The 22,774-nt window shown below is 47.8% G+C and carries 19 protein-coding genes; 2 read left to right on the top strand and 17 right to left on the bottom strand.

The window, feature by feature from the left end:
* Positions 1–157: 157 nt before the first annotated feature.
* The 4 genes from AC50Y5_RS01130 to AC50Y5_RS01115 all read right to left on the bottom strand — a co-directional run bounded on the left by AC50Y5_RS01130 (position 158) and on the right by AC50Y5_RS01115 (position 4,800).
* Positions 158–1,447, bottom strand: a complete 1,290-nt coding sequence (locus AC50Y5_RS01130; RefSeq protein WP_494857896.1) for an ABC transporter permease — start codon at positions 1,445–1,447, stop codon at positions 158–160.
* Complete coding sequence (locus tag AC50Y5_RS01125) at positions 1,444–2,196, bottom strand: ABC transporter ATP-binding protein (RefSeq protein ID WP_056030364.1); 753 nt, start codon at positions 2,194–2,196, stop codon at positions 1,444–1,446. Before AC50Y5_RS01125 ends, AC50Y5_RS01130 begins: the two co-directional genes overlap by 4 nt.
* A 265-nt stretch (positions 2,197–2,461) precedes the next feature.
* A complete protein-coding gene (locus AC50Y5_RS01120) occupies positions 2,462–4,000 on the bottom strand; it encodes a DEAD/DEAH box helicase (RefSeq protein WP_494857893.1) in 1,539 nt (512 codons plus the stop codon).
* A 26-nt stretch (positions 4,001–4,026) separates the two neighbouring features.
* Entirely contained in the window at positions 4,027–4,800 is a 774-nt protein-coding gene (locus AC50Y5_RS01115; protein WP_056030368.1) for an SDR family NAD(P)-dependent oxidoreductase, read from the bottom strand.
* Between the two features lie 149 nt (positions 4,801–4,949).
* Between AC50Y5_RS01115 and AC50Y5_RS01110 the strand changes: the two genes are divergently transcribed.
* Positions 4,950–5,591, top strand: coding sequence for a DUF2625 family protein (locus AC50Y5_RS01110; protein ID WP_056030371.1), 642 nt, complete (start codon positions 4,950–4,952; stop codon positions 5,589–5,591).
* A 98-nt stretch (positions 5,592–5,689) separates the two neighbouring features.
* On the opposite strand, the gene AC50Y5_RS01105 is transcribed toward AC50Y5_RS01110, so the two are convergent.
* Positions 5,690–6,151: a chemotaxis protein CheX gene (locus AC50Y5_RS01105; RefSeq protein WP_056030374.1), complete on the bottom strand. Its 462-nt coding sequence runs from the start codon at positions 6,149–6,151 to the stop codon at positions 5,690–5,692.
* A 408-nt stretch (positions 6,152–6,559) separates the two neighbouring features.
* On the bottom strand, positions 6,560–7,606 hold the full coding sequence (locus AC50Y5_RS01100) for an HRDC domain-containing protein (protein ID WP_494857890.1): 1,047 nt from the start codon (positions 7,604–7,606) through the stop codon (positions 6,560–6,562).
* A gap of 215 nt (positions 7,607–7,821) precedes the next feature.
* Between AC50Y5_RS01100 and AC50Y5_RS01095 the strand changes: the two genes are divergently transcribed.
* Positions 7,822–8,106, top strand: a complete 285-nt coding sequence (locus AC50Y5_RS01095) for a hypothetical protein (RefSeq protein ID WP_494857888.1) — start codon at positions 7,822–7,824, stop codon at positions 8,104–8,106.
* A 207-nt stretch (positions 8,107–8,313) separates the two neighbouring features.
* Here AC50Y5_RS01095 and AC50Y5_RS01090 read toward each other — a convergent pair whose 3' ends face one another.
* The 11 genes from AC50Y5_RS01090 to AC50Y5_RS01040 all read right to left on the bottom strand — a co-directional run bounded on the left by AC50Y5_RS01090 (position 8,314) and on the right by AC50Y5_RS01040 (position 22,773).
* Positions 8,314–9,723, bottom strand: a complete 1,410-nt coding sequence (locus AC50Y5_RS01090) for a phosphodiester glycosidase family protein (RefSeq protein ID WP_494857887.1) — start codon at positions 9,721–9,723, stop codon at positions 8,314–8,316.
* A gap of 163 nt (positions 9,724–9,886) precedes the next feature.
* On the bottom strand, positions 9,887–12,109 hold the full coding sequence (locus AC50Y5_RS01085; RefSeq protein ID WP_494858757.1) for a helix-turn-helix domain-containing protein: 2,223 nt from the start codon (positions 12,107–12,109) through the stop codon (positions 9,887–9,889).
* Between the two features lie 172 nt (positions 12,110–12,281).
* Positions 12,282–13,091 (bottom strand): helix-turn-helix transcriptional regulator, encoded by an 810-nt coding sequence (locus AC50Y5_RS01080; protein ID WP_494857885.1) that lies wholly within the window; start codon positions 13,089–13,091, stop codon positions 12,282–12,284.
* 34 nt (positions 13,092–13,125) lie between these two features.
* A complete protein-coding gene (locus AC50Y5_RS01075; RefSeq protein WP_494857883.1) occupies positions 13,126–13,641 on the bottom strand; it encodes an adenylyl-sulfate kinase in 516 nt (171 codons plus the stop codon).
* Entirely contained in the window at positions 13,638–14,693 is a 1,056-nt protein-coding gene (locus tag AC50Y5_RS01070; protein WP_494857881.1) for a hypothetical protein, read from the bottom strand. The genes AC50Y5_RS01075 and AC50Y5_RS01070 overlap by 4 nt, the downstream gene beginning before the upstream one ends.
* A gap of 20 nt (positions 14,694–14,713) precedes the next feature.
* Positions 14,714–15,451, bottom strand: a complete 738-nt coding sequence (locus AC50Y5_RS01065) for a phosphocholine cytidylyltransferase family protein (RefSeq protein WP_494857879.1) — start codon at positions 15,449–15,451, stop codon at positions 14,714–14,716.
* A gap of 17 nt (positions 15,452–15,468) precedes the next feature.
* Complete coding sequence (locus tag AC50Y5_RS01060) at positions 15,469–16,242, bottom strand: class I SAM-dependent methyltransferase (RefSeq protein WP_494857877.1); 774 nt, start codon at positions 16,240–16,242, stop codon at positions 15,469–15,471.
* Positions 16,220–16,849, bottom strand: a complete 630-nt coding sequence (locus AC50Y5_RS01055; protein ID WP_056030398.1) for a gamma-glutamyl-gamma-aminobutyrate hydrolase family protein — start codon at positions 16,847–16,849, stop codon at positions 16,220–16,222. The genes AC50Y5_RS01060 and AC50Y5_RS01055 overlap by 23 nt, the downstream gene beginning before the upstream one ends.
* Positions 16,846–19,176, bottom strand: coding sequence for a PEP/pyruvate-binding domain-containing protein (locus AC50Y5_RS01050; protein WP_494857874.1), 2,331 nt, complete (start codon positions 19,174–19,176; stop codon positions 16,846–16,848). The genes AC50Y5_RS01055 and AC50Y5_RS01050 overlap by 4 nt, the downstream gene beginning before the upstream one ends.
* Before the next feature lie 20 nt (positions 19,177–19,196).
* The gene (locus tag AC50Y5_RS01045; protein WP_494857872.1) at positions 19,197–21,971 is read right to left on the bottom strand and encodes an AMP-binding protein; all 2,775 of its coding nucleotides are present in this window, start codon (positions 21,969–21,971) and stop codon (positions 19,197–19,199) included.
* Positions 21,949–22,773, bottom strand: a complete 825-nt coding sequence (locus AC50Y5_RS01040) for a hypothetical protein (RefSeq protein ID WP_494857870.1) — start codon at positions 22,771–22,773, stop codon at positions 21,949–21,951. The genes AC50Y5_RS01045 and AC50Y5_RS01040 overlap by 23 nt, the downstream gene beginning before the upstream one ends.
* Position 22,774: the final 1 nt, after the last annotated feature.

The raw sequence follows: 22,774 nt of genomic DNA, 5'->3' as shown, positions 1-22,774 counted from the left end.
CCTCTTAAGCGAACAGAAAATGACCAGTAAAAAACGTCCAAGCCCACCTTTATCAGTGGATTTGGACGTTTTTTGCTTGCTTTGTCACCTCTATAGCGGGGCTGTCATCTATAATGGGCAGCCAGATGCCATAGGTCCATCTGGCAGTTGCAGCGCCCTAATCTTCTTCCGCATCAGCGGCAAAAGCGCGGCGCAGCCTCAGCGGGCGAATCGCAAGCACATAGACGAGTGCTGCAATCGGCGCTGCTGCAGCAGCCAGCAGGCAGTTGGCACGCAGCAGCATAATGCATGACGGAAGCCACATAAGCACGGCAATGATGAGCATCGTCCAGCGGTCAAGCCGGATGAGGCTTTCCAGCCTTTGGGCATCAGGAAGCGGATAAACATGCCGCCATACCGTATAACGATGCGTATGGCGAAGTCCGCCAAGCTGGGCCCCGACAATGAGCATAAATACCGCATAGGCACAGGCAGCCCCCCAGCCGGACAGCCAAACCGCTTCCGCCATCCAATAGGCAATTAGTGCGAACAGAACGAGCAGCCTTAGCAAAATGCCTCCCATTTCCATTCGCAGCATGGAAGCCGCATATAAATAATCGTAAGTAAAGCGGCGGCGATACGGAATAAAGTTCATGATCCAGGAAAGATATTTTCGGCCGGCTGTTCGCGATGGCATCGTAGGCACATCAATAAACAAACCGAAAAAGACGTAATACCTTCTTCTCGTCGCCGACTCTTCTTCGACTAGCCGTTCCCAAGGGATAACGAATCGGCTCGGAAGCTTGTACAGCAGGGCAAATAGCAGGATGAGCAAAATAATAAAGCCTCCTGCATACAGCGGCGCACGGGTGAGCATCCCCGCCCAAGCAAGCGCTGTCGCTCCCCAGCGAGCTACTCGAAACAGCACTCTCATGCCGCTCCAGGCCAGCTGACGCTCGCGCCATGCAGCAGCTGTATTGGCAAAACGAAGCACAGCCGCAGCCAATACCAGCAGCCACATATCCGCTGGAGCGGTGCCCTGCCTGTATATAGGCCAATAAGCAAGCAGCAGGAAGGCGCATAAAGCGACCATAGCGATTATGCTTCGCTTAAAGGAAAGCCCCCAATAACGGCGCATCGCTGATTCCTGCGGCATATGGAAGACGACATCTGCCGCTTGCAGAAAGGTGCGGAAGGGGCTCCAGCAAAGTACGGGCACTAGTGCGACTATGCCAACCAGCGTGGTCGGAAAATCAGCAGGCACGTCCCGAATCAGCTTGAAATAGCTAAGCACTCCGGTAATGACAAACAACGAGAGAAACAGCGGGAAGCCGCTTTGTCCCATATAGCGAAAATACGGCAGCGTCTCCTGGCGGAAGCTTCGCGCACGTTTTTTCCACAACTGCTGCATCGCCTGTTCCTTCAGCTGACGCTGCTCGGGATTAGCTGCTTGCGATTTCGCCGTCATAGCTTGTCTCCTGCAACGAGCTTATAGAACGCATCCTCCAGCGTTCCGCCGCGCATCGCCATGCCCGCCGCTTCGCATACATCGGCAAGCGTTCCGCTGGCAACGATGCGCCCATGATGCATCACAATAAACTTGTCGCAATAAGCTTCGACCGTAGCCAAAATATGCGAGCTCATCAAAATAGCCGAGCCATTCTGCTTCACTTCTACAAGCCGTTCCAGCAAGGAGCGAATGCCGAGCGGGTCCAGCCCAAGAAACGGCTCGTCAATAATATATAATGGCGGCTCGGACAGCAGCGCATTCATAATCATGACCTTCTGCTTCATCCCTTTGGACAGATGGGCGGCAAAAGCTCCTTTTTTCGCATTCATTTGGAACTCGTTCAATAAATCCATTCGCTTCTTATCAAATTCCTGAACAGAAACGCCGTAGGCCATTCCTGTCAGGCGCAAATGCTCCTCAACCGTAAGCTCGTCGAACAGCACCGGCGTTTCCGGCACATACGCAAAGGCAGAGCGGTAGCGGTCCGGATCATCCTCCAGCTTGACGCCGCCAACCTTAACCTCACCCTGCTGCGGCTTCATCAAGCCGAGAATATGTTTAATCGTCGTGCTTTTGCCTGCGCCATTGAGGCCAATTAAGCCGACCATTTCGCCCGGATGCAGCTGGAACGACACATTATGCAGGACAGGACGGCGCGGACTATATCCTCCTGTCAAATCGGCAACTTCCAATACGGGCTCTATCATTATCCATTCACCTTCATAACTATAAAATTAATATCGCTTATTCAGCATACCGAATTTCAAGGCAAAATTCAAAATTTCCCATCCGTATCGTTTCAGAATCGTTTCGGATCTTTGCGTATAATTAAAAAAAGCCCAATTTCCGCTAATGGCTGAAGTTAAAAAGGCTTGCGGAGCGCCCATAAATAATGGTTGGGCGCTCGCTTGCCTCTTCCTTCCATTTTGCTGGAAATGGGGCTTGCATTATAAACTTATTTTGCTTAAAGGCTTAGTCCTTCGTATCGCCCGACTCGCGCTTCGCTTTCAGCCATTTTGGCGCACCTTTATCCTTGCTCTTCTTCTGGCGCTCCTGCTTGGACAGCACCTTCGCCTTCGGTTTTGCCTGAACAGCCGCTTTCTGCGGCTCGTTAGCTGCGGCAGCGTCGCTTCCCGCTGTTCTTGCCTGCGCTGCAGAGCCTGCTGCATCCGTTCTGCGGCTGCCTGGCTGAACATCGCCTAGGCGTCTCTCGCCTTGCGGTGCTTTCCCGCCGGCTCCTTGTCTGAACTCGCCACGCGGCCTCTCGCCTCTCGCTGCCTCTCCTTGCGCGAAGTCGCTGCCCGATGCCTGACGGCTCTTCGGTGCTCCCGTATAATCCGAGCGTTTGAATGAGGCTTTATCGTTCCGCGCTTCCTCAGGTGTAACCAGCTTGCCTCTTAACATCGCCTTCTCTGGAAGATCGATGCCGAGCTGCTTGCGGAACTTGTCCATAATAAAATGCTCCTGCGGCGTAACAATGGAAATAACCGTTCCTGTGCGGCCCATACGGCCCGTCCGGCCCGCCCGGTGCACATAATGATCGGCATCAAGCGCAGGCTCCAGGTTGATAACGAGCGGCAAGCCTTCGATATCGAGTCCCCTCGCTGCAACGTCGGTCGCAAGCAATAGCTGGCATGCGCCTTCGCGGAAGCGCGCAAGCGTAGCAGCACGACGCTGCTTGTCAGCATCGCCGTAAAGCGCCTCTACCGTAAACCCCTCATAGCTGAGCTTCGCTTCCCAGTTTGAAATCGTATCCGTCTCATTCAGAAACAGCAATGCCGATTTGGGCTTGAGCATCCGAATGATGCGACGGGCGATATCCGGCTTGTCCCGTTTGTCGCATACGAAATAATAATTCGTAATCGTCTCGGATACGCGATGCTCAGGCGCAACCTGAATGCGGTACGGCTCATTCATCCAGCGGCCTTCAAAGCGGGCCATCTGCTCGGGATAAGTCGCCGAGAAAAAAGCGATCTGACGATTTTGTCCCATTGCAAAAAGTATCGTCTCCACTTCACGCGTCGAGCTCAGCTGGAAAACTTGGTCCACTTCATCAATTACGACCTGATTGACCGCATGCAGCTTGATTTTGCGCAGCTTAAGCAGCTCATGAATACGTCCTGGCGTACCGATGACAATTTGCGGATGCAGCTTGAGCTTCTCTACTTGACGCTTGAGCGCTGCGCCGCCAATTAGCTGCTGTACACGGAGGCCCAGCGGCTTCGCATAAAATTCAGCTACTCGCACGATCTGCATAGCCAGCTCCTGCGTAGGAGCAATAACGACGCCTTGAATTTCTTTCGACGAGGCATTCAGCTTCTGGAGCAAAGGCAGCAAATACGCCAGCGTCTTGCCTGTTCCTGTCTGCGAACGCGCAGAAACGTCCTGCCCTCCGAGCAGTACGGGAATGGCCTCTGCTTGCACCGCAGTAGGCTCCTGGATACCTTCTTCAACTAGCGCTTCCGCCAGCTGTTCATTTAAACCTAAATCCAACCAATTTTGCTTACTCATGTTCGAGTCCTCTCTTGTTCAAAACACTATTTTCGATCCAGCATACCGCCGAATACTCGGTCAATTAGACGTGGAAAAAGCTGATACAGCTTAATGCCAAACGCCGCCGATTTCGGCAAATTAATTTCCGCCTTCCTGCGCTCAATAAGCCGCACGATGGCTTTGACTACATAGTCGGGCTTCATCATAAAGAAGCTGACATTTTTCACATAATTGCCTGACGGATCTGCCAGCGAGAAAAACGGCGTGTCAATCGGTCCGGGATTAACCGCCGATACGACAATCCCTTTGCCCCGCAGCTCCATCCGCAGCGAATTGGTAAAGCCGAGCACCGCATGCTTCGTTGCCGTGTAGGCCGTTGACTTGGCTGAGCCGATCTTGCCTGCGAGTGAGGCAATATTTACGATATGACCGCTGCCTTGGGAAAGCATATATGGCAGCACTGCCTTCGTGCAGCGAACGATACCCATATAATTCGTATCCATCATCTGGTCAAATGCCTCGACCGGCATCGTCTCAAAATATTCGAACTGTCCATAACCAGCATTATTAATCAAAATATCGAGACGCCCATGCTTTTGCAGGACAGATTGAATGACCTGCTGCACATCTTCCATGCTCGTTACATCCATCTGAAAATAGGAGCTATTACTGCCGATTTCTGCCACTTGCGCTTTCAGCTTCTCCACATTTCGTCCGGTCAGCACCACAATGGCGCCGCGCCGCGCAAGCTGCTTTGCAGCAAGCGCTCCAATCCCGCTGGAAGCGCCGGAAATAAGCACAACTTTGCCATTTAACATCCGTCATCACCTAAAGCTAATTCTACTTGATCAGGGCATTTTAAGCAAAGAAACCTTTGCAAAACATTGCATAGGCTCACGCCATTTTTTGATTTTGGACAATAGGCCTCTACCTCAGTACAATAATAGGGAAAGGGAGGTTAAACAAAATGAAATCCTACAAGGAATTAATGGTGCCGGAGGACGCATGGGGAGAAATTCAAAGCCTTGTATCCGAAGCCGTCAATCCCATTACTATAGTAAGCTGCTCGATCGATGATGGCAGAAAAACGCTGGAGCACCTGCAAGTTACGAATCGCTCCTATTTGGGCGCGATTGCCTTGGAATGCGGAGGAATACTTGTCGATTATGGCTGGTTAAAAATATTAGGGGCAGGAAATGAGCGGCTTTCAGGCTCTTTAGCAACATGGAACAGTCCCATTCAAAATATTTTAGTCGTAGCCTATGATCTAGTTGGCGGCTTCTTCGCCATTCATTCCAATTTTAAAACTGTTTTTTATATGGCGCCTGATACGCTTGAATGGGAAGATACCGAATGTACTTATTCCGAGTTCATAGGCTGGGCGTTGAATGGCGATCTCCAATTATTTTACAAGACCATGCGCTGGGACAGCTGGATTGTGGATTCCCAAACGATACAAGGCGATCAGGCCTTCTCCATCTTCCCCTACCTATGGACGGCCGAAGGGCAAAATATTGAGCAAGCATCCAAAAAGCCCGTAAGCGTACTCGAGCTTTATGAGCTGCATCAGGAAATGGGCAAATCATTAAATACTTTATCCCAGCCGTAGAAAGCTTTGCCTGCAAAAAGATGAAAATATAAATTCAGCTCTTATATCAAACCTTATACATGTAAAAAAACTCCCGAAGGAGTTTTTCGCCGTTACGATTACGATGCTACCAGCACCTGAATATCCAATTCACCAATTCCCTCCATAAGGAGCGGAACGGTTAATGCTTGCTGTGCTTTAAAACCAGCAGCTGCAGCAGACTGAATAACCTTCGGCGGTGTAATATCTACATGGACGCCTTGATTCGATAACATCGTGCTCGCATTCCCGCTAATCATGTTGCCAAGCTCAGAAATGGCGCTTCTGCCCATTTCATCAATTTCAGAAATCGAGAAGCCGCCCATCATAGCCGATATCATCTTCATCGCTACCGATTCGCTTAGTCCAAAAACGATAACAGCGTTCATTTGTCCGTTCAGGCCGATTTGTATCCAAATGTAATTTTCAACGAATTTAACATCTTTCAAGCCTAATTGCCCTGCCGATGGCTTTATCTGGATGACCTGCTCAATTACACTTTTTGCCGCTTCAAGAAACGGATTAATATACTCAGCCTTCATAACGGGAATACGCTCCTTTTCGACAAAGATCGCGATTTATTGTATACCTCATTATACTTTCATAAATAGGACAAGTATACTATTTTTATCATTTTTGAACCTTAAGACCTATGAGTTTATGTTCATTTTCAATTGCTTTACAATCCAATTTGGAGGTTTTTTCGTGCAAAACGCATGGACCCCTATTATTTTCGGACATAAAGTACTAGATGAACGAGGTAAAAGAGCTATGTAATCGGCTTTGCTTTGCACCATATTCTGGATCGCAATAGGCATATGCGTTATGCGCAGCCCATTTGGCCAGATGGCGGGCTCGCGACTCCTTCGGACAAATAACGAATAACACGCCACCCGTTGATTCATCCAATCCGGTGAAGCTCTCTCCCGCCATCCTTTAACGAACTGAATTTATATTGCTTGCGCCTGGTTTGCATGAGCTTTGCGGTAACGAATTCTGAGCAGCCGCAGCCGTTCATACAGCATGTCCACCTGTTCATGCTTCATGCCCTCAGCCCCGTAAACTTGCTGAAGCACGGGCTTCAAGTAACGGTCGCCCGACTGCTCGAACGTTTCCCAGACAAGCTGCTGCTCGGACTCTGGCATATGCAGCAGCTCGCGTGCAATAAGCGGCTCAACATCATAGCCTTCAGCCTCAAGCTGCTCGATTCTGTCCATTATTTCCCTGCGCGACAGCTCGAGGCCTGCGCCTAGCTGCTCCAGTGTCTCCTCGCTGTTCAAACAGCTGATAATCCGCTTTTTCTGCAGCTGCTTGTCCATCTCGTTTTTGAATTTCACTTCCTTCTGCTTGTACAGCCACCTCGTAAAATCTGCCTTGTCCAGCTGCTGCTCTACCCAGTCGAGCGGAAAGCTGGTTTCACGCGCATGGTTCTCTGTAATCGCTAAAATTTCAGCCCCATATCGATTTTGCTTGCTCTCTCCCCAGCCGGGAATTTGCAGCAGCTCCTCGGCCGTATGCGGTACAAACGTGCTGAACATCCATAACATCCGGTTCGTTGCAACAAGGTAAGCTGACCTCTTCTCTCCTCCTGCTTTAGCTCTGCGCCAATCTCTTAATTGCTCAAACAAGGCTTGATCCGCATTCAGCTCGCCATAACACTGCACCATAGCCTGCAAGCTTCCCATTCCCGTATTGCGCCGGCCTTCCAGCATAGATTCGATGACGGGCGTATAGCCCTCTCCCATTCGTACTGCCACCCCATGGCGGAAGGCGAGCAGCATGTCCTCCCAGGAGATGCCTTCAAACCAGACATCAGGTGCAGTTGCCGTATGCTCGCCATCGGCCCATAGCACCGACCATATGCCCTCATGTTCACAAATTGACAATTGCGCAGTTTGTACGCCCTCCTCCATCGAGGATTTTTCAAATGTGTTCAAAAAGAAAATTTGCATCTTCTCATCTCTCCCAGTCTGCTTCATTTTCGAATAAAAGGACATAAAAAAAAGCACCTCCCCATAGCTCAACCAGAGCTATAAAGAGGTGCTTCCTCACGTTCAAATATTCGATTAGCAGTATATTATCATATGATTTTCAATCTGACAAGCCTTTATATACGGCGGCAACCTTATGTTTTGCATGATGCCCTGTGAACAGGGAACAATGAAAGCGCGGGTGTTGTAATTGCAAGATGGACTAGGAAAGGATGATCCACATGGACGGTTTTACCGAAGAAGACCGCAAACGCTCCACCGATGTCTCTACCGTAGAATCACAGCGAAATGACCTCGTGCCGGAGGAATTCCCTGAAGGGCCTTACGCAGCGGAGCGGCCAGGCCTTCCGCTGGGCAAAAGCTCGCCTTGGCGCCAAGACCAGCGCCCTAACAACCGTTTCAGCTATGAAAACCGCTCGCTGCATGCCGATTTGAAACGTGAATATCCCGGAGCGGATGATGAATTTGTGCTCTCCTCCGAGACAGAAGAAGAGGAACAAAGCTAGAGACGGCTAATGTGCTCAAGCCTGTTCAACAAGTTCTACCTACAGCCGGAAAGCAACTAGCAACGGAAAAAAAGCGTTCAGCGAGACGACGTCTCGCTGAACGCTTTTTTGGCTATTGCCGCTTCAATGCAGGCCACAGTCTTTTTCACACTATGCTGTCATAGTTGTTGCTGTCAAGCTGTCCATTAAGGAGCTTGGAAGCAGCCGTTACCATTTCGGCAAGGAGCTGAATACAAGCGCATTGCTGAGCTCGCGTCCGGCTGGCGTAATTTGCTTGCCGTTCGCATACAAGCCGGAAGATGCGCCGCCGTCCAAGTTCATCGCCTGCTTAGCCCCTAAGCTGACCATAATTTGTCCCCATTGCTTTATCGTCGCAGCCGGAACTGTAACTAGCAAAATCGAACCGTCATTCATAATCGCAATTCCGCTTCGCGCGCCAGAATCGGTCAAAATTTTCGGGCTCACGAAACCTTCATTCGCCGGATCAACGGCCAGCTTGCCATCCTTCACTAGACGGGGGCCCGCACCAATTGCGGTATGCACCTCGCTCCAGTCAATCGCCTTGCCCGAAACATCGTTATAGCTGACGGTGTAGTCAACGTAACTGCCTTTTTGGAAACGGCTCGCCAAATGCTCCTCCTCACCTGTAAAGAAGAGGACATATCCGTCCTTCGGAATTTCGACATTCGTATTTTTGCTGACCTTCGTGACGACACCTTTGCTCACCGTTACGGCAGAGCCTGTGGTCATGCCGATTTTGCTTCCGCGCTTCGGCGTATACATGATGGCTGCCGTTCTGCCTGGAGTAGGCGTCCGATTAACGAAATACACGTACCAGCTTTGCGAGGATTTCCCGGCGCTGCTTACTTTGCCGCTTATCTTCACCTGCAGCGTGTCCATTAGCGCCGACCCGTCCCATTGAAAACCAATGCTCGTTCCCGTATTGCCAATATGCTCGACAACGCCATCGCTAATAATGTTGCCATAAGGCTCAGGAATGCCGCCATAGGATTCAAAATACGTGCCATTGATTGCGGCCGCTGCATTGTACAATGAAGCAATTCCAGATAAGCCCTGCGTCAACCCGACCGTTCTGCTAGACAAGCCTGCTGTTACGGGCATTCCTTTAGGAATCGCTACGGTTTGAACGTTGAAGGAACGTCCCCCTGCGGATACGCGCTTCGAAGCCGCTACAGCCTTGTAAGAAGTTGATGCTCCGCGGATCGTTACCGGAAGCTCAAGCTTGCCCTTATAGGAAGCGGAAGTCACATGAACGCGGATTTTAGTTTTCCCTGCAGCAACAGGGATAATAACGCCATCGCTGTTCACGCGCGCTACCGCGCCATTGCCTGATTCATACCGCAGCGCCACCGGCTCTGACAGCTTCAGCTTCGCGAGCAGCGGAAGCCTTTCATTCAGCGCAACCGTTACGGCGGATGCCGGGTATGTGATTGTCACATTTTTCACTGTCGATTGTGCTTCAGCAGCATATGCCGCACCGCCCAAGGTATAGGCCGTCTCGCCGCCCGCCGAGCTTAGCAGCAGAATTGCCGCTCCGCCGACCAAGGCAGTGCGCTGCATGTTTTTTTTCCATGATGACTGGTTTAATGATTTCATTGCTGTTTCTAGTCCTCCCTATTCAACTCCAAAATTAGGCTCTTATACCTATATCGGCAGAACTAGGGAACAAGTGAACCATTTAGTCCAACTTTGTCTATTCCTTAGGCAAATAGCTTCGTCTGACCTCCAAATTCTTTTGAAGAATAGATCGCTTCCTTCATCATTTCGAATGGACTCGATGTATGTTTCGATATTCTCCTGGAGGAATTTCTTGAATCTTTTTGAATGCTCTGTAAAATGAAATGACGTTCTGATAACCAATCTGCTCCGCAATGGATTGAATCGGCTCATCCGTCTCGGATAATAAACGTTTCGCATATTCAAGCCTGACTCTCAGAACGTAATCAATAAATTTCTCGCCTAGCTCTTCCTTAAAAAGCTGGCTTAATGAACTGGGCTGAAGTTTAAGATAGGCGCTGACCCCCGAAAGAGAAAGAACAGGATCAGCAAAATGCGTATCGATATAGCTTTTGGCTTGGAAAGCGATACTATGATGTCTTCTAGCTTGACGATCTTGAGCTGCAATCGCTTCGAATGCCGACATGGTGCTCATAAGCTCTTCCTCAAGCTCGTTCAACGTCTCCGGATGATTACAAAGCTCTGTGAACTTATACAGAAATTCATTCTTCCATATTTGTTGAATTCCCGGATACAATACGTTGATTTCTTTCTCCATTTGCATTACAAAGCTTTGAACGAACGCAGACATCTCCTGTTTGTCAAATCTCATCTCTCTTAGCTGCTTGAACAGCTGTATCAGTTTTTCATTCCAATCGCATTCATTCTTTCGGAACGAATGTACAATACTCTCTATTGCTTGCAAATAGGCGTACTTGTCAATACTAACTTTTCCTGAGCTTACACGATTATCAATCACCGTATTCGTTCCTATAACCGGCTTTAAACAAACATTCTCCTTAGCATTGCGATACGATTCCGCGATTGTCTCAATGCTATCTGAGTCTGCACCAATTCCTATCGTTACCGTCAACTCCAGATTGTGCCCAATCCAGGCTTGAAATTCACTCGCAAGCTCTGCTGTAGATTTCAAAACCGATGTTTCTGACTTGCATTGATGAACAACAAACGCAATACGATTCGGCTCCATCCAAGCATGCCAAACAAAAAGCTTATACTGCTGTCCTAAATCGTGAAAAGCGTTTTCTATAATAAATTTGAGCAACTGCTGATCACTTGGTTTATACTTTTCCGTGAAACGTGTATAATAATCCATTTCAACGATGATGACACCGAGGCGATCGAATAGATACGGCATGTTAAGAACAGTCATTTGGGTCTCGAACTGCTTGTCGGTCAAGGTCTGATGCCCTGCCAGCAAATCGTAGAATAGACGTTGCTGGCGAAGCAGACTATCTTCCTTATACAAGCTTTCATAGTCTGAGGACTTCTTAAGCAGCTGATCCAATGCCATTTCAATGAACGTGAATTCGTTTTTCACATGATTCACGCCGACCTCTTCACTTTTTCTCATGAAGCATTGCCCCATCTTATTGAGGATGGCTTGAATCGGTTTATAGTAAATATGTGTTACTAGAGTAAAACCAGCAAGGGCCAATACGATAATAATGACCACGATTAACATCCATCTGCCGGAAAAAACAGATAACGCTGCATAACTTTTATCAGCTGCACTACTCGAATAGTATGCCCAGCCTGTATATTCAGAATAAACAATATTCGTGGAGTCAGTTATCCCCTCCTTCGAATTTGCAAGATCAAAATTTCTTTTATCCATTAATCCAAACGAACTGTAATCGCTTTCACTTATGCTGTTTAAATGATCCAAGATAGAGTTAACCTTCACGTTAACAACGATAGCGCCCTGCTTCTTATTCCCATGATAATAATGCTTCATGAGCGAAACAACCTTCTGCGAGTTCTCGTCGAAGCCCCATTCATCTACTAATCGCGGGACTGTCCATTTCTCAGTCGTGGATTGCGCATAATTAGCCTGAATGAAGGAGATATCTCCAAATGATTGGAGGGAGTATGTACCTGAATCGGAAATGATTCGTTGTTCAGCTTCATTATAGATATATATCGAATTAGGTAATGGAAAGGAAGCTTTCATTTCCGTTAATTTTTTCTGAATCTCAAAATCGTCAAAGGCTGTCTTTGGACGTTCTGAGTAAAATTTCTGCAGCCATTTATCCGATAAAAGCTCGCTGGCCATATTTCGTTCGATCAGCTTTAAGCTGGCGTCCGTGTTATATACCATCCGTTCCAGAATGGCTTGATTAGTCTCGATATATTTATTATCCGAATCGTGATGCAGCACCATAAAAAAAATAAATAGGAGGGAGGAAATGACGACAGAGAAAATAGAGGTATAGGATAGTATCATACGGTAATACCAATTCATCTTCTTCACAGAAAACACTCCCATTCTGCGGACAGTCTAACCTATCGCCCAATCTCCTTCTCAATTATATATAATATGGAAAATAAAGAAAAGATGAGCACCTATAGTTTATACTTTGTAAAGTATAGTTCCAACAAAAAACGTCCCATCGACTTGGGACGTATGGCAAGGCTCAATAATGGGGTTCTATCCAATTCGTCTTCATCATGGCCGCTACGCGATCCCGATTCGGCGAAACGCCATAATAACGTTTGTAAATGGAGCCAAATTGGGAACTGGATACATAACCTATCGAATGAGCGATTTCTTTCATTTTCATAGTCGTGCTTCGAACAAACACGCTAGCCTTTCTCATACGAATCTGCTGCAAATGCTGCATCGGGGATACCTGATACACTCTCGTATACACGCTGCTCAAATAGACGGGATGGCAGCCTACTAATTTCGAAAGGTCGTGAAGCGTAAGCGGCTTCTCATAATGCAGCAGCATATAGCGGTAAACGAAACTTATACGTTTGTCGACCTGTTCATATGACCTGCGGGCTGATTCCATTCCGCATCCTTTTCTTATCGGATTCGACTGGATAAATAATCGAAGATACCGCTCTAATGCATGGATATCCTGTTCAGTCTGAACAGGCTTTTTCAATAGCTGCTGTGCCATTTCCCGATCAGCCGGTTTGGTAATTGAAATCGTCCACTCCGCTTTCTCGTCTGAGGGATCGCCTTCTATATTGTAGACAATCCCTTTATAGCTAATCGTAAGATCATGCTGTGGCGCGATGCACAGTGGCCCGGTAGCAAGCAAAATCTCCTCTCTACCTAAAGAAATGGATCGCTGCTCCTGCATTAGCTCCATTGGATTAAGCGCCAGCAGCAGCATGATTTGATCCCCTTGGATTAGCTGCAATGGACGTTGCGACTTCCTGTTTATCGTAATCGACTGTTGAGATATTAAGGAATAGAATTGAATCTTCAACATGACCTTGTTCCTCCGTCTCTCCGCCAAATCCCGATTATTCAGGCAGCTTCAAGATTTGATTAACAATTGCTTCTAAAGAAGCAGATTCCTCATTGTAGACAATTAAATCAGGCTGCGATGGTTCTTCAAAATCCATATCCATACCAACAACCTCCCGTACCTGTCCATTCAAAGCCCCAGTATACAGCTCCTTCTGGTTACGAGCAATTAGCGTATCTTTGGATACGCGCAAGTAGATTTCATAATAATGCGAAATATTCGCCTTGTTCCAGGCCCGACAGGAATGGAACATAGAGATCGTCGCGCATACCACATCCAACCCTTGCAAAGCCAGCATCCTGCACATCCTTGCATTACGCATGGCACTTACGTGTCGGTCAGCGATAGAGTAGCCAAGATCATGGCCGAAAGCCTCCCTTAGCATATCGCCGTCAAGAAAAACAACCGCATCGCTTTGTGCCTTCAACCTAGCATATACTTGTTTACCTATTGTGGTTTTCCCTGAGCCCGCAAGTCCCGTAATCCAATATACGCGGCCCGATTCGTTCAACTTGTTCCCTCCTCGGCTCTATTCAAGCAATCTAACAGCTGCATGAGAAGCTCGCTTTCTTTCATGCAAGCATCCAAATAAGGCCGCATAGTCAATGCATAGGCTTGCGCATCTGGCCGATCCGGCTTGACATAATATTGAACGACCTTGGTTCGGATTAACGTCCAATTGTTGTACAGATCAGTGAAACCCTTATGCAATTCATCATAGTCATTACGATCGAATATGCCTTGCTTTTGCAAATAGTCAATCAGCATTAGATTGCGTTCCTGATAAAATAACGAGTATGTCAGTCGGTGAGTCACACTGGAGTTCAGGGCATTGGCAGAGAGAGTAATCTCACTAAACTGATCGCGAAGGTATTCCAATACACCTAGACCTCTCTTTATCGTCTTTTCCTCCGTTACGATAGTTTCGCCGTAAAGCTGTTTTTCGATGTTCGACTGGATGATTCTGTAAGGAAACTGCGGATCCAGCTGCTCCTTAATAACGCGCAGCCTCAATCCAAACAACTGATCTGCGGGAATCGAATCGTAGGAAAGCTGAAAATCCTGGTAGCTTAATTCATGCTTAATGATATTTCCTGGTGGAATGCAGTCTTCCACCATATAGAAAGTGGATAGCTCGTCGCTATACCCATAGATCAATACGGGATGAATCAAATTCGTTTTACGGCATTCCAGGCAGAAGGGAAAATGGAAACGATTCAATCGCAGTATACAATACATGCCCTCATTCAAATAACCTTTGATGAGCTCGACTACATCGGTATCTCTATAGAGAGGCAATTCTACTTTCTGAAAATATTCATCGTATAGTTCGTCTGGCAAATTCCTGGTCATATACGGGACAAGTTCCCCATTCTCTTGTTTTTCCTTGTAAGCTGCGTCAGTTATTAATTCACGCCTCGGAATCTCTATTTCGTATTGCGATGTAATAAGAGGGACCAAGCATTCAAAAGCCGAATCCCTCGTCATTAAAATGGCGATTACATTATTCCAGTAACAATCAATTCGGTTCTTGTTATAGGGTACAAAATCCAGTTGGAACACCGTAATTCCCTCCTTCCGGTTTATAGCCTGTCTCCATACTCGTTCTCATAGAGCAGCAGGTCTGATTCGTGATCAACCTCTAACCATAGTCCGCGATAAGGAATTGCCTTAATGGCAATCCCCTGTTCGATTAATCCGGCTAGCAAAGCTGTCAAATCCATGCGCTCCACTAGGCTTTGATCCTGTATGGAGAGAAATTGCTGAATGATCCGCCACCCCTTTGGCGAAATACGGAGCAGCCCCATGAATTGCCCCTCCACCTCCTGAAGAGTTGTTGGCCTGCCCCCGATTTCAATCACTCGGCTGTCGCTCCCCAGTCTGAACGTTTCGGCATCGCTTAACGGATTAGGGAATCGGGCTTCCCATAAGGGAAGCCAGTTGATATTGTAAGGAATGACAATATCGTCATCTTCATCTGCGCCCAGCATAAGCTCAATAACCTCAGACGTATAGACGATATCGGTATAGCTAACGATGCAAGGCTCGCGCTCCAGCCAATCGGAAGCACAGCACAGACTGGCAAGCATATTCGTTCGTTCCCAATCCCTATTCTCGAAGTATGTTGCTCCAGCCACTTGTATCCTACCCGCCATATATCCGCGGACGATCGCGATATCGCGGATGGAAGCCTCGTGGAACGCTTCAAGCTGTCGATCAATTAATCGTTTGCCTAGCAGCATGGTGCGGCATTTCGGCTCATGCAGGGTATGGGAGCCTAATCTGCTTCCACGTCCTGCCGCCAATAGAATAGCTTTCATCTCATGCATCCCGCTTTCTATATCGCTTGGACTGTCCAAGCTCTTGTCTTGTAAGGCACCTCAATTTCATCCATATGGCTTAAGCATAGGCTGATCTCATCCATAATTTTCTCGAACAGAATCTGCCCCGCTTGCACCTGAATATCATTTACCGAACGCCAAGCGTTCAAATAACGTTCTTTTGTCATAACAACGGTATGTGGAGCCTCCATAAATATTAAGCGATCGAACTGCCCCGTAGATAACAGCACCTCCTCGACGCCGCTCATGTGGCTCTGCGAGCCTGATGAAACACGCTTTAAATCAGGGACATAGTGTTTTATTATGCTTTCAATCTGCTGTTGCAGTTCATTTCGCTCAACATCCCGCGGATTCCATAAAGCTGTAAAATGTCCGCCTTCTTTCAAGATACGATGAAACTCGCTTAACGCTTGCTTTTGATCAGTCCAATGAAAGGAAGAGGCCATAAACACCCAGTTTACCGAATCATTCGCTAGGCCCGTTTCCTCCGCAAAACCTTTTTGCCAAGCAAACTGCTTATTGCAAGCATCCAGACGAATACCTTCTTCCCGCATCGCATCGTTAGGCTCGACAGCTACACCCCTCATCCCTAGCTTAGCCAGTATTTCGGTTAGCTTCCCCGTTCCCGCACCTACATCTGCTGCCACAAAGCCCTCGTTAGCTGCTCCCGTATGCGACATCAGCGCATGGAGAATATCTTCAGAATAACCTGGTCGGTTGATATATTGTTTGGCCAGCAAAGTAAAATCACCGTGCATCATCATACTCATTCTCATTCTCTCCTCCAAATAATTGTTTTATCATGCTCATATCGCTTGGCTCGAACGGCATTTCCCGTTCTGGATGCCACATAATCCCTTTGATGCTGGCTTGCTTGTGCATTACCGCCTCAATGGTCCCGTCGGCAGCCCTTGCGGTTACAACGAGCTTCTCCACAGACTTCCGGGCTCCGTAGCGGTGATAGCTGTTCTTGCTCCAGCTGCCTTCGTTCGTGTGCACAGCATGATGCACCGCAACATGGCCTTCGATTCTCGCAAGTTCGATGCCCCAGAAATCCTGAAGCATTTGCATGCCTCTACATACGCCCAGCAGCGGTTTGCCGCTGTCACATGCATATTGAATGAGAAATCGCTCTACCTCATCCCTCTCCGGTGACCTTCCGCCATACTTTAGAAGATCGTTTCCTCCCGTCATAATCATGCCTCTGATCGGCAGACTACGCAGCATTTCCTGAACGGTTGGCAAATGATTCGGCAGCAAAATCGGCGTATAGCCGCAGGTGGCTAAAAGGTTGATCCAGCTTTGGTCAATAGCGTCTCTTCGCTCACCATGGCTTGCTACCTCTTCGACACGCATCGTAATGCCAATCATAATCATTGGATGATCCTCATGTTTTTTCCCGCGCAATCGATGGCAAGCACCTTGGCATTGCCGTAGTGGTTATACAAATTTTCTCCTACTCCAATTACCGCGGGAATCGACAGCTCGCCAGCACGAATAGCCATATGTGAATTGACGCCTCCGTACATCGTTACAAGGCCAGCGATTCCTTTGGAAAAAATCCAGTCATAACCGGGATCGGCACTCGGAAGGAATAAAATGCTTCCCCGCAAGCTTTCATGATCTTCATGCGAGAATGCAATCTTGCTGGTTACCTGATTCATGGTAATAAAATTCGGCTCAAGCTCCGGTTGACTGAAAAACCATACATTAGAGGGCTCGGTGATCAATGGCGGCAGCTCCAGCTGCAAGGTCGCCTCATATCTTTGTCTGCCAGCCTTAACACTATCCAGCAGCAAGCCCTGTATATCGCAATCTGACTCGTAAGCCCGTTTGATCACCTCAATATTGGCAAAGGAAGCCTCCTCCTTCGAAATACCGTATTCCTCCGCCAATTGGCCGAATAGCCGAATCGCCTCGCTCAAGCTTTTTGTAAATACAAACTTGGAATATTCCCTTCCCTCAATCGCGGTCTTAAAAAAGTCGAATAGTCCAAGCACATTGCCGTCTAATAGACCGTGCTCTGTCAGCAAAGCTTGAATCCGTTTATATTGAGCAAGCGAAAGAAAGAAGGAAGGCTTCTCTATCACACGGTTAAGCTCGCGCGACGAAGAAAATTCAAAATACTGATCCGGTGCTTCATCATACCGAAGCGAACAGATTTCATAGGTTCCAGGTCGTAAATGTCCATATTTCGCTAGAAATTCCTCCATGTCTAGCTGAGCGTAATCCATACTGATTTGTGTACTGACCGTCTCCAGACTGCTCATATAATGATGGTAGTCGCTTTCCGATAGAATACCAATGGAGACGAGGGATCGAAGCATTTGTACCGCTACGAATCCTCCTCTTGCCAGCCCGGCGAATGGCAGCGTACCATAACGCTTGCAATCCTCCAGCAGCCAATAAATTTTCGACACCTTGTCGATTGAGCTGTCCAGCAATTCCGAACGCCTTGCTTCCAGCTCATTGATTTTACTCAGATCATTTTGTAACAAACCATTTTCCGTACATACGATATGATTCGTGAGATCCTTCAGACAAAGACTAAGCTGCTTCAATTCCGGCTTTGTGAATCCATGCTCATAGAGTATCTCCAATCTGGTATCCAGATCGAAGGTGAAACAAGAAAATATGATCTCAAACTCGACCTTGTCATGATTCTGGGGGTTATCGATTAAGCTTTGCATATAATAATTCAGCAGCTTCTCGCTTAATTCGGCATCCAGCTCCTTTGGCAAAAAGGAGTTGAAGCTGACTCTTACATCGATATATGGAAACCCTCCCAGATCGATGAGCAGAGGAAAGCTCCTGACATTCTTGTATCCGTATCGACTCCTCTGATAGGCCCATATGCTGTCCGTCACTAATTCTTTATACAGCGATAGCGCGAGCGGCCGGGGCCGAATGCCGATTATTTCAGCTGGATTCCAGTCTGGCATGACACCATAGACCGTTTTGTGTCCATAAAGGTAAGGCTGCCTCGCTTGACCTTGTCCTACTTTGTCATAGATCCGTTTTAGTATCGCAGATTGATGGTCAAGGCTTGCTAAATCGCAGGTTAATAACAAGGGTCGAACCTGAAAAAGATAAAGCTTGCCCGCCTTGTCCACTGCAAACTCAATATCCAGCCTAGGTGTCTCGAATATGTGCTCCAGTTCATCCATTAAGTCAACAATTTGATTCAGTGGCCTCACTGCAGGCAGTGGCGAGCCCTTGAAATAATGATAGGTTTTGAGATGATTGGTTGTGCCTGAGGTGACAGCATCGGTTGCGCCGCTGACATCATCGTAGTTGATGACGATATAATTGCCGCCATTATTAGGATTGACGCCAAAGGCGACGCCGCTGATCGCAACATATGGAAGCATCGGTTGTATGAATACATGATGGACCGGATCCTCGTCTTGATAGGATGCAAGCACCCTGTTAACTGCCTGTATGGCTTCGCTCTCTCCATTCACGTCAAGAACGGAATCATAACGCCCTGCATAGGAAGCGGCAATCCCATCCTCCCAAGCCGCGCTGCTTCGTACAATGAGTGGCGCCCCCGACCATGAAAGCTGCTTAAGGCTGTCTAAAATTTCCGATTGGCGATAACGCCACTCATATGCGGTAAATTGAAGCTGGGGTAGAACGATTGCACACTTGACTAGTCTCTCAAGCCTCTCCAACGTTTCTGATTTTGTACCGAATAGGATCAACCCACTCTCACCCAGCTCCCTTATCGCACTGCACTGTCCGCTTGACGCTCAGACAATAATTGGACTTGATATTCCAATCTGTCGGTGTCGCCAAGCTCATGCTCTTCTGCGAGTAATTTCATGCATAGACGATGGACCATCGTACGAATAATGGCAGGGTTCTCTACGAACTCTCCATATTGCTTCTCAAACTTAAACGGGAATGCCAAGAGCTCCATCAGGTTATCGTAGTTGTAATAGTCGTGTCCGGGATATCCCCATGCCCGGTATTTAATTCGAAGCATGCTCTCGAGCCTGAATTTGTCGAAAGAAGACAATAACTCATCATAAGATTTCGAGATGGTACGTGTATTAAATCCGGATACAACCTCGGAAGTTAATGAATTCCACCATTTCATGCCGCCAAACGTGCTGTGAAGCAAACTTTCATCCCAATCGATGCCCAGATGCTTGCATATCAGCTTAAGAGTAGCCTCCGGCTTTACATGCAAATCCTCTAATTTCACCAAATACGTCCGGTCTGTCCAGCGTGCCGTTACAGGGACACCATGGAATAGAGCTTGCAGTTGAAAGCATAAGTTATAGACACTCGCTTTGCCTGCATGCAATTGGTAGTTCAATGCGGAAGCAAACGCAATAACAGGATTTCGAATCATATGAAATAATTTAGCGTAGGGAAAAAGCTCAATGAACTGCTCAGTCTCCGCAACGCTCGTTCCGAAGTGAATGCCCCCTTCAATAATGACTGGAAGCTCTGAGTTGAAGTCATAGGTTCTTCCCAACGCGTAGGATGCCGCAAGCTGTACGGCTTGATAGAAAAAAGTCATGTCCATCAGATCAGCCGTCTCCGTAATTTCCAGAAATGCCGTCTTAAATTGGGCTCGGTCAATCGCGAAAATCTGATCTCTATCTTCACCTAAGGCGCACATCCCGTTCTGCTTCGGTTCTTCGAATATGCAGCCTTCGTTGAACTCGCCAGGGAACGTTTTGAATATGGCATCAACGATTTCCTGGTTGTCCATGCGCCCTTCACGCGGTTTGATCGTTGATTGCCACAGCTTGAAAATTTCCATACCGTTCAACATGGTTAATATAATATTCGGATGGCCGTCCAGCAGACTTTTCATCAAATGCGTGCCGCTTCTCCCGTAGCAATAAACACTTACCACTTTATTTAATGAAGCCGCGTAGTCTTTCTTCGTGAATGCAGCGTGCTCCATAAGGTTGTGAATGCGCGCAAGCTCTTTCTCAATCTTTAACATATATTCACTAGAGACTGAACAACGTTTCGCTCTCCTATAGAGATCATTGGCTTCCAGCAGCCGGCCTTGTTTTTCGTATACGGATCCGAGCTCCAGCAGCAGGGACACCTTTTGAGGTTCCTGGTACAGCTGCTTCTGCAACCGTTCCTCCTCACGATTCAGTAAATGGGGATTCATCCGAATCAACTTGCCCGTCGATGTTCTTGGAAGCTTGCTTGTCCAATAAAACCTTCTAGGTACTTTATAGTCGGCCATGTGTTCTCGGCACCATTCCAGCAAGCTGGACTCCAGCAATGATTCTTGCCGCTCGACATGAGCTTCAATAATCTTGTTGTCCTCTGATAAACAGACAAGCACATCACGGATTTTGGGGTGGTTCCTCAGCTTAAGCTCGATCTCCTGGAGATTCACTTTAAGTCCGCCGATAATCTTGATACTGTCTGAACGCCCGGCTAAATATAAAATCTGCTCCTCGTTAATGGAACCGGTATCCGATGTGTTGAACCATCCCTTGCTCCATCTTTCGTTCACGGTGCGAGGCAGATAAGGCGATTCCAGCAATTCTGCCAGCACCTCATCGTTCTCAATTCGCAAGCTTACTCCCGGTAGCGGACGACCGACGCTCTCCGGATATTTGCCGTCCCAGTCCATGGTCAGAACTCCGGTCTCGCTTGTCCCGTACTGCTGACCGATCGTGACGCCATATCTCTCGTAAAAAGCTTGATAAACCTCTAGAGAAAGAGCCTCCCCTGCAGAAATGGCATGCTTAAGCTCAGGGAGCGGCCCAGGCCCAGGCGCTTGTCCTAATAATTGATAGTGGAACGGAACGCCATACATCACCGTAATCCTTTCCTCCCGGAGTGTCTGAAGGATAGATAGGCTCTGGTGATTTCGTGGAAAATATAAGCAAGCTCCCGTGAATAAGGTGAGCAGTAGTCCATTAAGCAAACCGAATGTATGCGTAAGCGGAGACAAGGCCAGAACACGATCATCGCGTGATAATAAAGGTACAGCTGTCAATTTGTGCAGATCGCCAAGGATCGCTTCTGCCGTTCTACCGATTGCTTTCGGCTTGCCCGTAGAGCCCGATGTGAACAAATGAAGCACGCATTCAGGCTCGCAGCCTTTGCTTTGCTGGAGCTTCACGATTTCGAAGGAAACTTTTTCGGCAAAGCTTGCTAGCGGATGACTCTGATCGGTTGAGCAAATATAATAGTGTGGACTATATTCCTGCAGCAACGCCTCGGTTTCCGTCCGTTTCAATCGGCTGTCCAGCAGCATCGCCTGAGCCCCTTGTTTCCATAGGGCAAACAACAAATAAACAAAAGTCAGGGAGCTTTTGATTTGCAGCGCAACGAGATCCCCTTCCTTGACGCCTGCTTCCGCTAGCTGCTGCCGCCCACTTTCGATTTCCTCGAAAAGCTGCCCGTACGTTACGGAAGAAGAGAATTTCATTGCCAATTTAGAGGGCTCTGCTGAGTTTGAAATCAACGCCTGATAAAATGCTTGCTTATCGATTGAGTTTAATAGCATGGCAGCCTCCTCCGAATTCATAATCGTAGATAATAACCGGGGCGGCTACTTCCCTATTTTTTAACCGATCGACTGCAATGACCAGATCCGCTAGCCCTTGATTGCCTGCAAACGGTCGTACAGGTGGCTCGGTGCTCAAGGGCTCAGTCAAGCCTTCGACTGCTTCAATATAAATAAGAAGCTCCTCGCCAGAATCTGAGAAATCATCTCCCTTGGCGCATTCCAGTAAGAGCGAGATCGCATGATCGCATGATCGCATGGCCGCCTCTGAATCAACAAGCTCCGCAAGCAGTTCGTCGGAACGGCTGCTTTGCAGTTCAACACCAATGACGAGTACCTGCTCAACATCAGGTTGATCCATATAGATTTCTGCTAGATCGAGCAAGGAAACAAGTCCGTTCCCGAAGTGGGAGACCGCTGATATCATACCGGTAAAGCCAAATTGTTTAGAAGCGTAGCCAAGAATGGAATTAGGAACGGATTGATAAAACAATAAAGGATTATGGACTTTGCCTTGAAGCAAATTCTGGCTTGCCCGATCTGCAGTGGCCGTATCGCCAAATGCACTGCCAAGCAAGATAGCCAGCTTCTGATGAGAGCGAATCTTCCCCGACTCCACATGGTTTTTCAAAATTTGATACACCATAGGATTGAAGGCGGATTCGATAAAACCGGGGACGGGTTCTATCGCAATCGACCGGGCCTGTTCTTCCGCCGCTTTAAGCATATCCGCATAATCGGCCAGACCTTCGATGGAATGCCCCCATGGACCGATGCATGCAGTCGCTGTCACCTTCAGCATA

The sequence above is a fragment of the Paenibacillus sp. JT22N7 genome, from assembly GCF_059383875.1.
The sequence above is the reverse complement of the archived record's forward strand: the minus strand, read 5'-3'. Positions and strand labels throughout refer to the sequence as shown.

What these genes read in the sequence shown, in the direction of transcription:
- AC50Y5_RS01130 (WP_494857896.1), bottom strand. Translation starts at nt 1,447, where the DNA reads ATGACGGCGAAATCGCAAGCAGCTAATCCCGAGCAGCGTCAGCTGAAG.
- AC50Y5_RS01125 (WP_056030364.1), bottom strand. Translation starts at nt 2,196, where the DNA reads ATGATAGAGCCCGTATTGGAAGTTGCCGATTTGACAGGAGGATATAGT.
- AC50Y5_RS01120 (WP_494857893.1), bottom strand. Translation starts at nt 4,000, where the DNA reads ATGAGTAAGCAAAATTGGTTGGATTTAGGTTTAAATGAACAGCTGGCG.
- AC50Y5_RS01115 (WP_056030368.1), bottom strand. Translation starts at nt 4,800, where the DNA reads ATGTTAAATGGCAAAGTTGTGCTTATTTCCGGCGCTTCCAGCGGGATT.
- AC50Y5_RS01110 (WP_056030371.1), top strand. Translation starts at nt 4,950, where the DNA reads ATGAAATCCTACAAGGAATTAATGGTGCCGGAGGACGCATGGGGAGAA.
- AC50Y5_RS01105 (WP_056030374.1), bottom strand. Translation starts at nt 6,151, where the DNA reads ATGAAGGCTGAGTATATTAATCCGTTTCTTGAAGCGGCAAAAAGTGTA.
- AC50Y5_RS01100 (WP_494857890.1), bottom strand. Translation starts at nt 7,606, where the DNA reads ATGTCCTTTTATTCGAAAATGAAGCAGACTGGGAGAGATGAGAAGATG.
- AC50Y5_RS01095 (WP_494857888.1), top strand. Translation starts at nt 7,822, where the DNA reads ATGGACGGTTTTACCGAAGAAGACCGCAAACGCTCCACCGATGTCTCT.
- AC50Y5_RS01090 (WP_494857887.1), bottom strand. Translation starts at nt 9,723, where the DNA reads ATGAAATCATTAAACCAGTCATCATGGAAAAAAAACATGCAGCGCACT.
- AC50Y5_RS01085 (WP_494858757.1), bottom strand. Translation starts at nt 12,109, where the DNA reads ATGAATTGGTATTACCGTATGATACTATCCTATACCTCTATTTTCTCT.
- AC50Y5_RS01080 (WP_494857885.1), bottom strand. Translation starts at nt 13,091, where the DNA reads ATGTTGAAGATTCAATTCTATTCCTTAATATCTCAACAGTCGATTACG.
- AC50Y5_RS01065 (WP_494857879.1), bottom strand. Translation starts at nt 15,451, where the DNA reads ATGAAAGCTATTCTATTGGCGGCAGGACGTGGAAGCAGATTAGGCTCC.
- AC50Y5_RS01060 (WP_494857877.1), bottom strand. Translation starts at nt 16,242, where the DNA reads ATGAGTATGATGATGCACGGTGATTTTACTTTGCTGGCCAAACAATAT.
- AC50Y5_RS01055 (WP_056030398.1), bottom strand. Translation starts at nt 16,849, where the DNA reads ATGATTATGATTGGCATTACGATGCGTGTCGAAGAGGTAGCAAGCCAT.
- AC50Y5_RS01045 (WP_494857872.1), bottom strand. Translation starts at nt 21,971, where the DNA reads ATGCTATTAAACTCAATCGATAAGCAAGCATTTTATCAGGCGTTGATT.
- AC50Y5_RS01040 (WP_494857870.1), bottom strand. Translation starts at nt 22,773, where the DNA reads ATGCTGAAGGTGACAGCGACTGCATGCATCGGTCCATGGGGGCATTCC.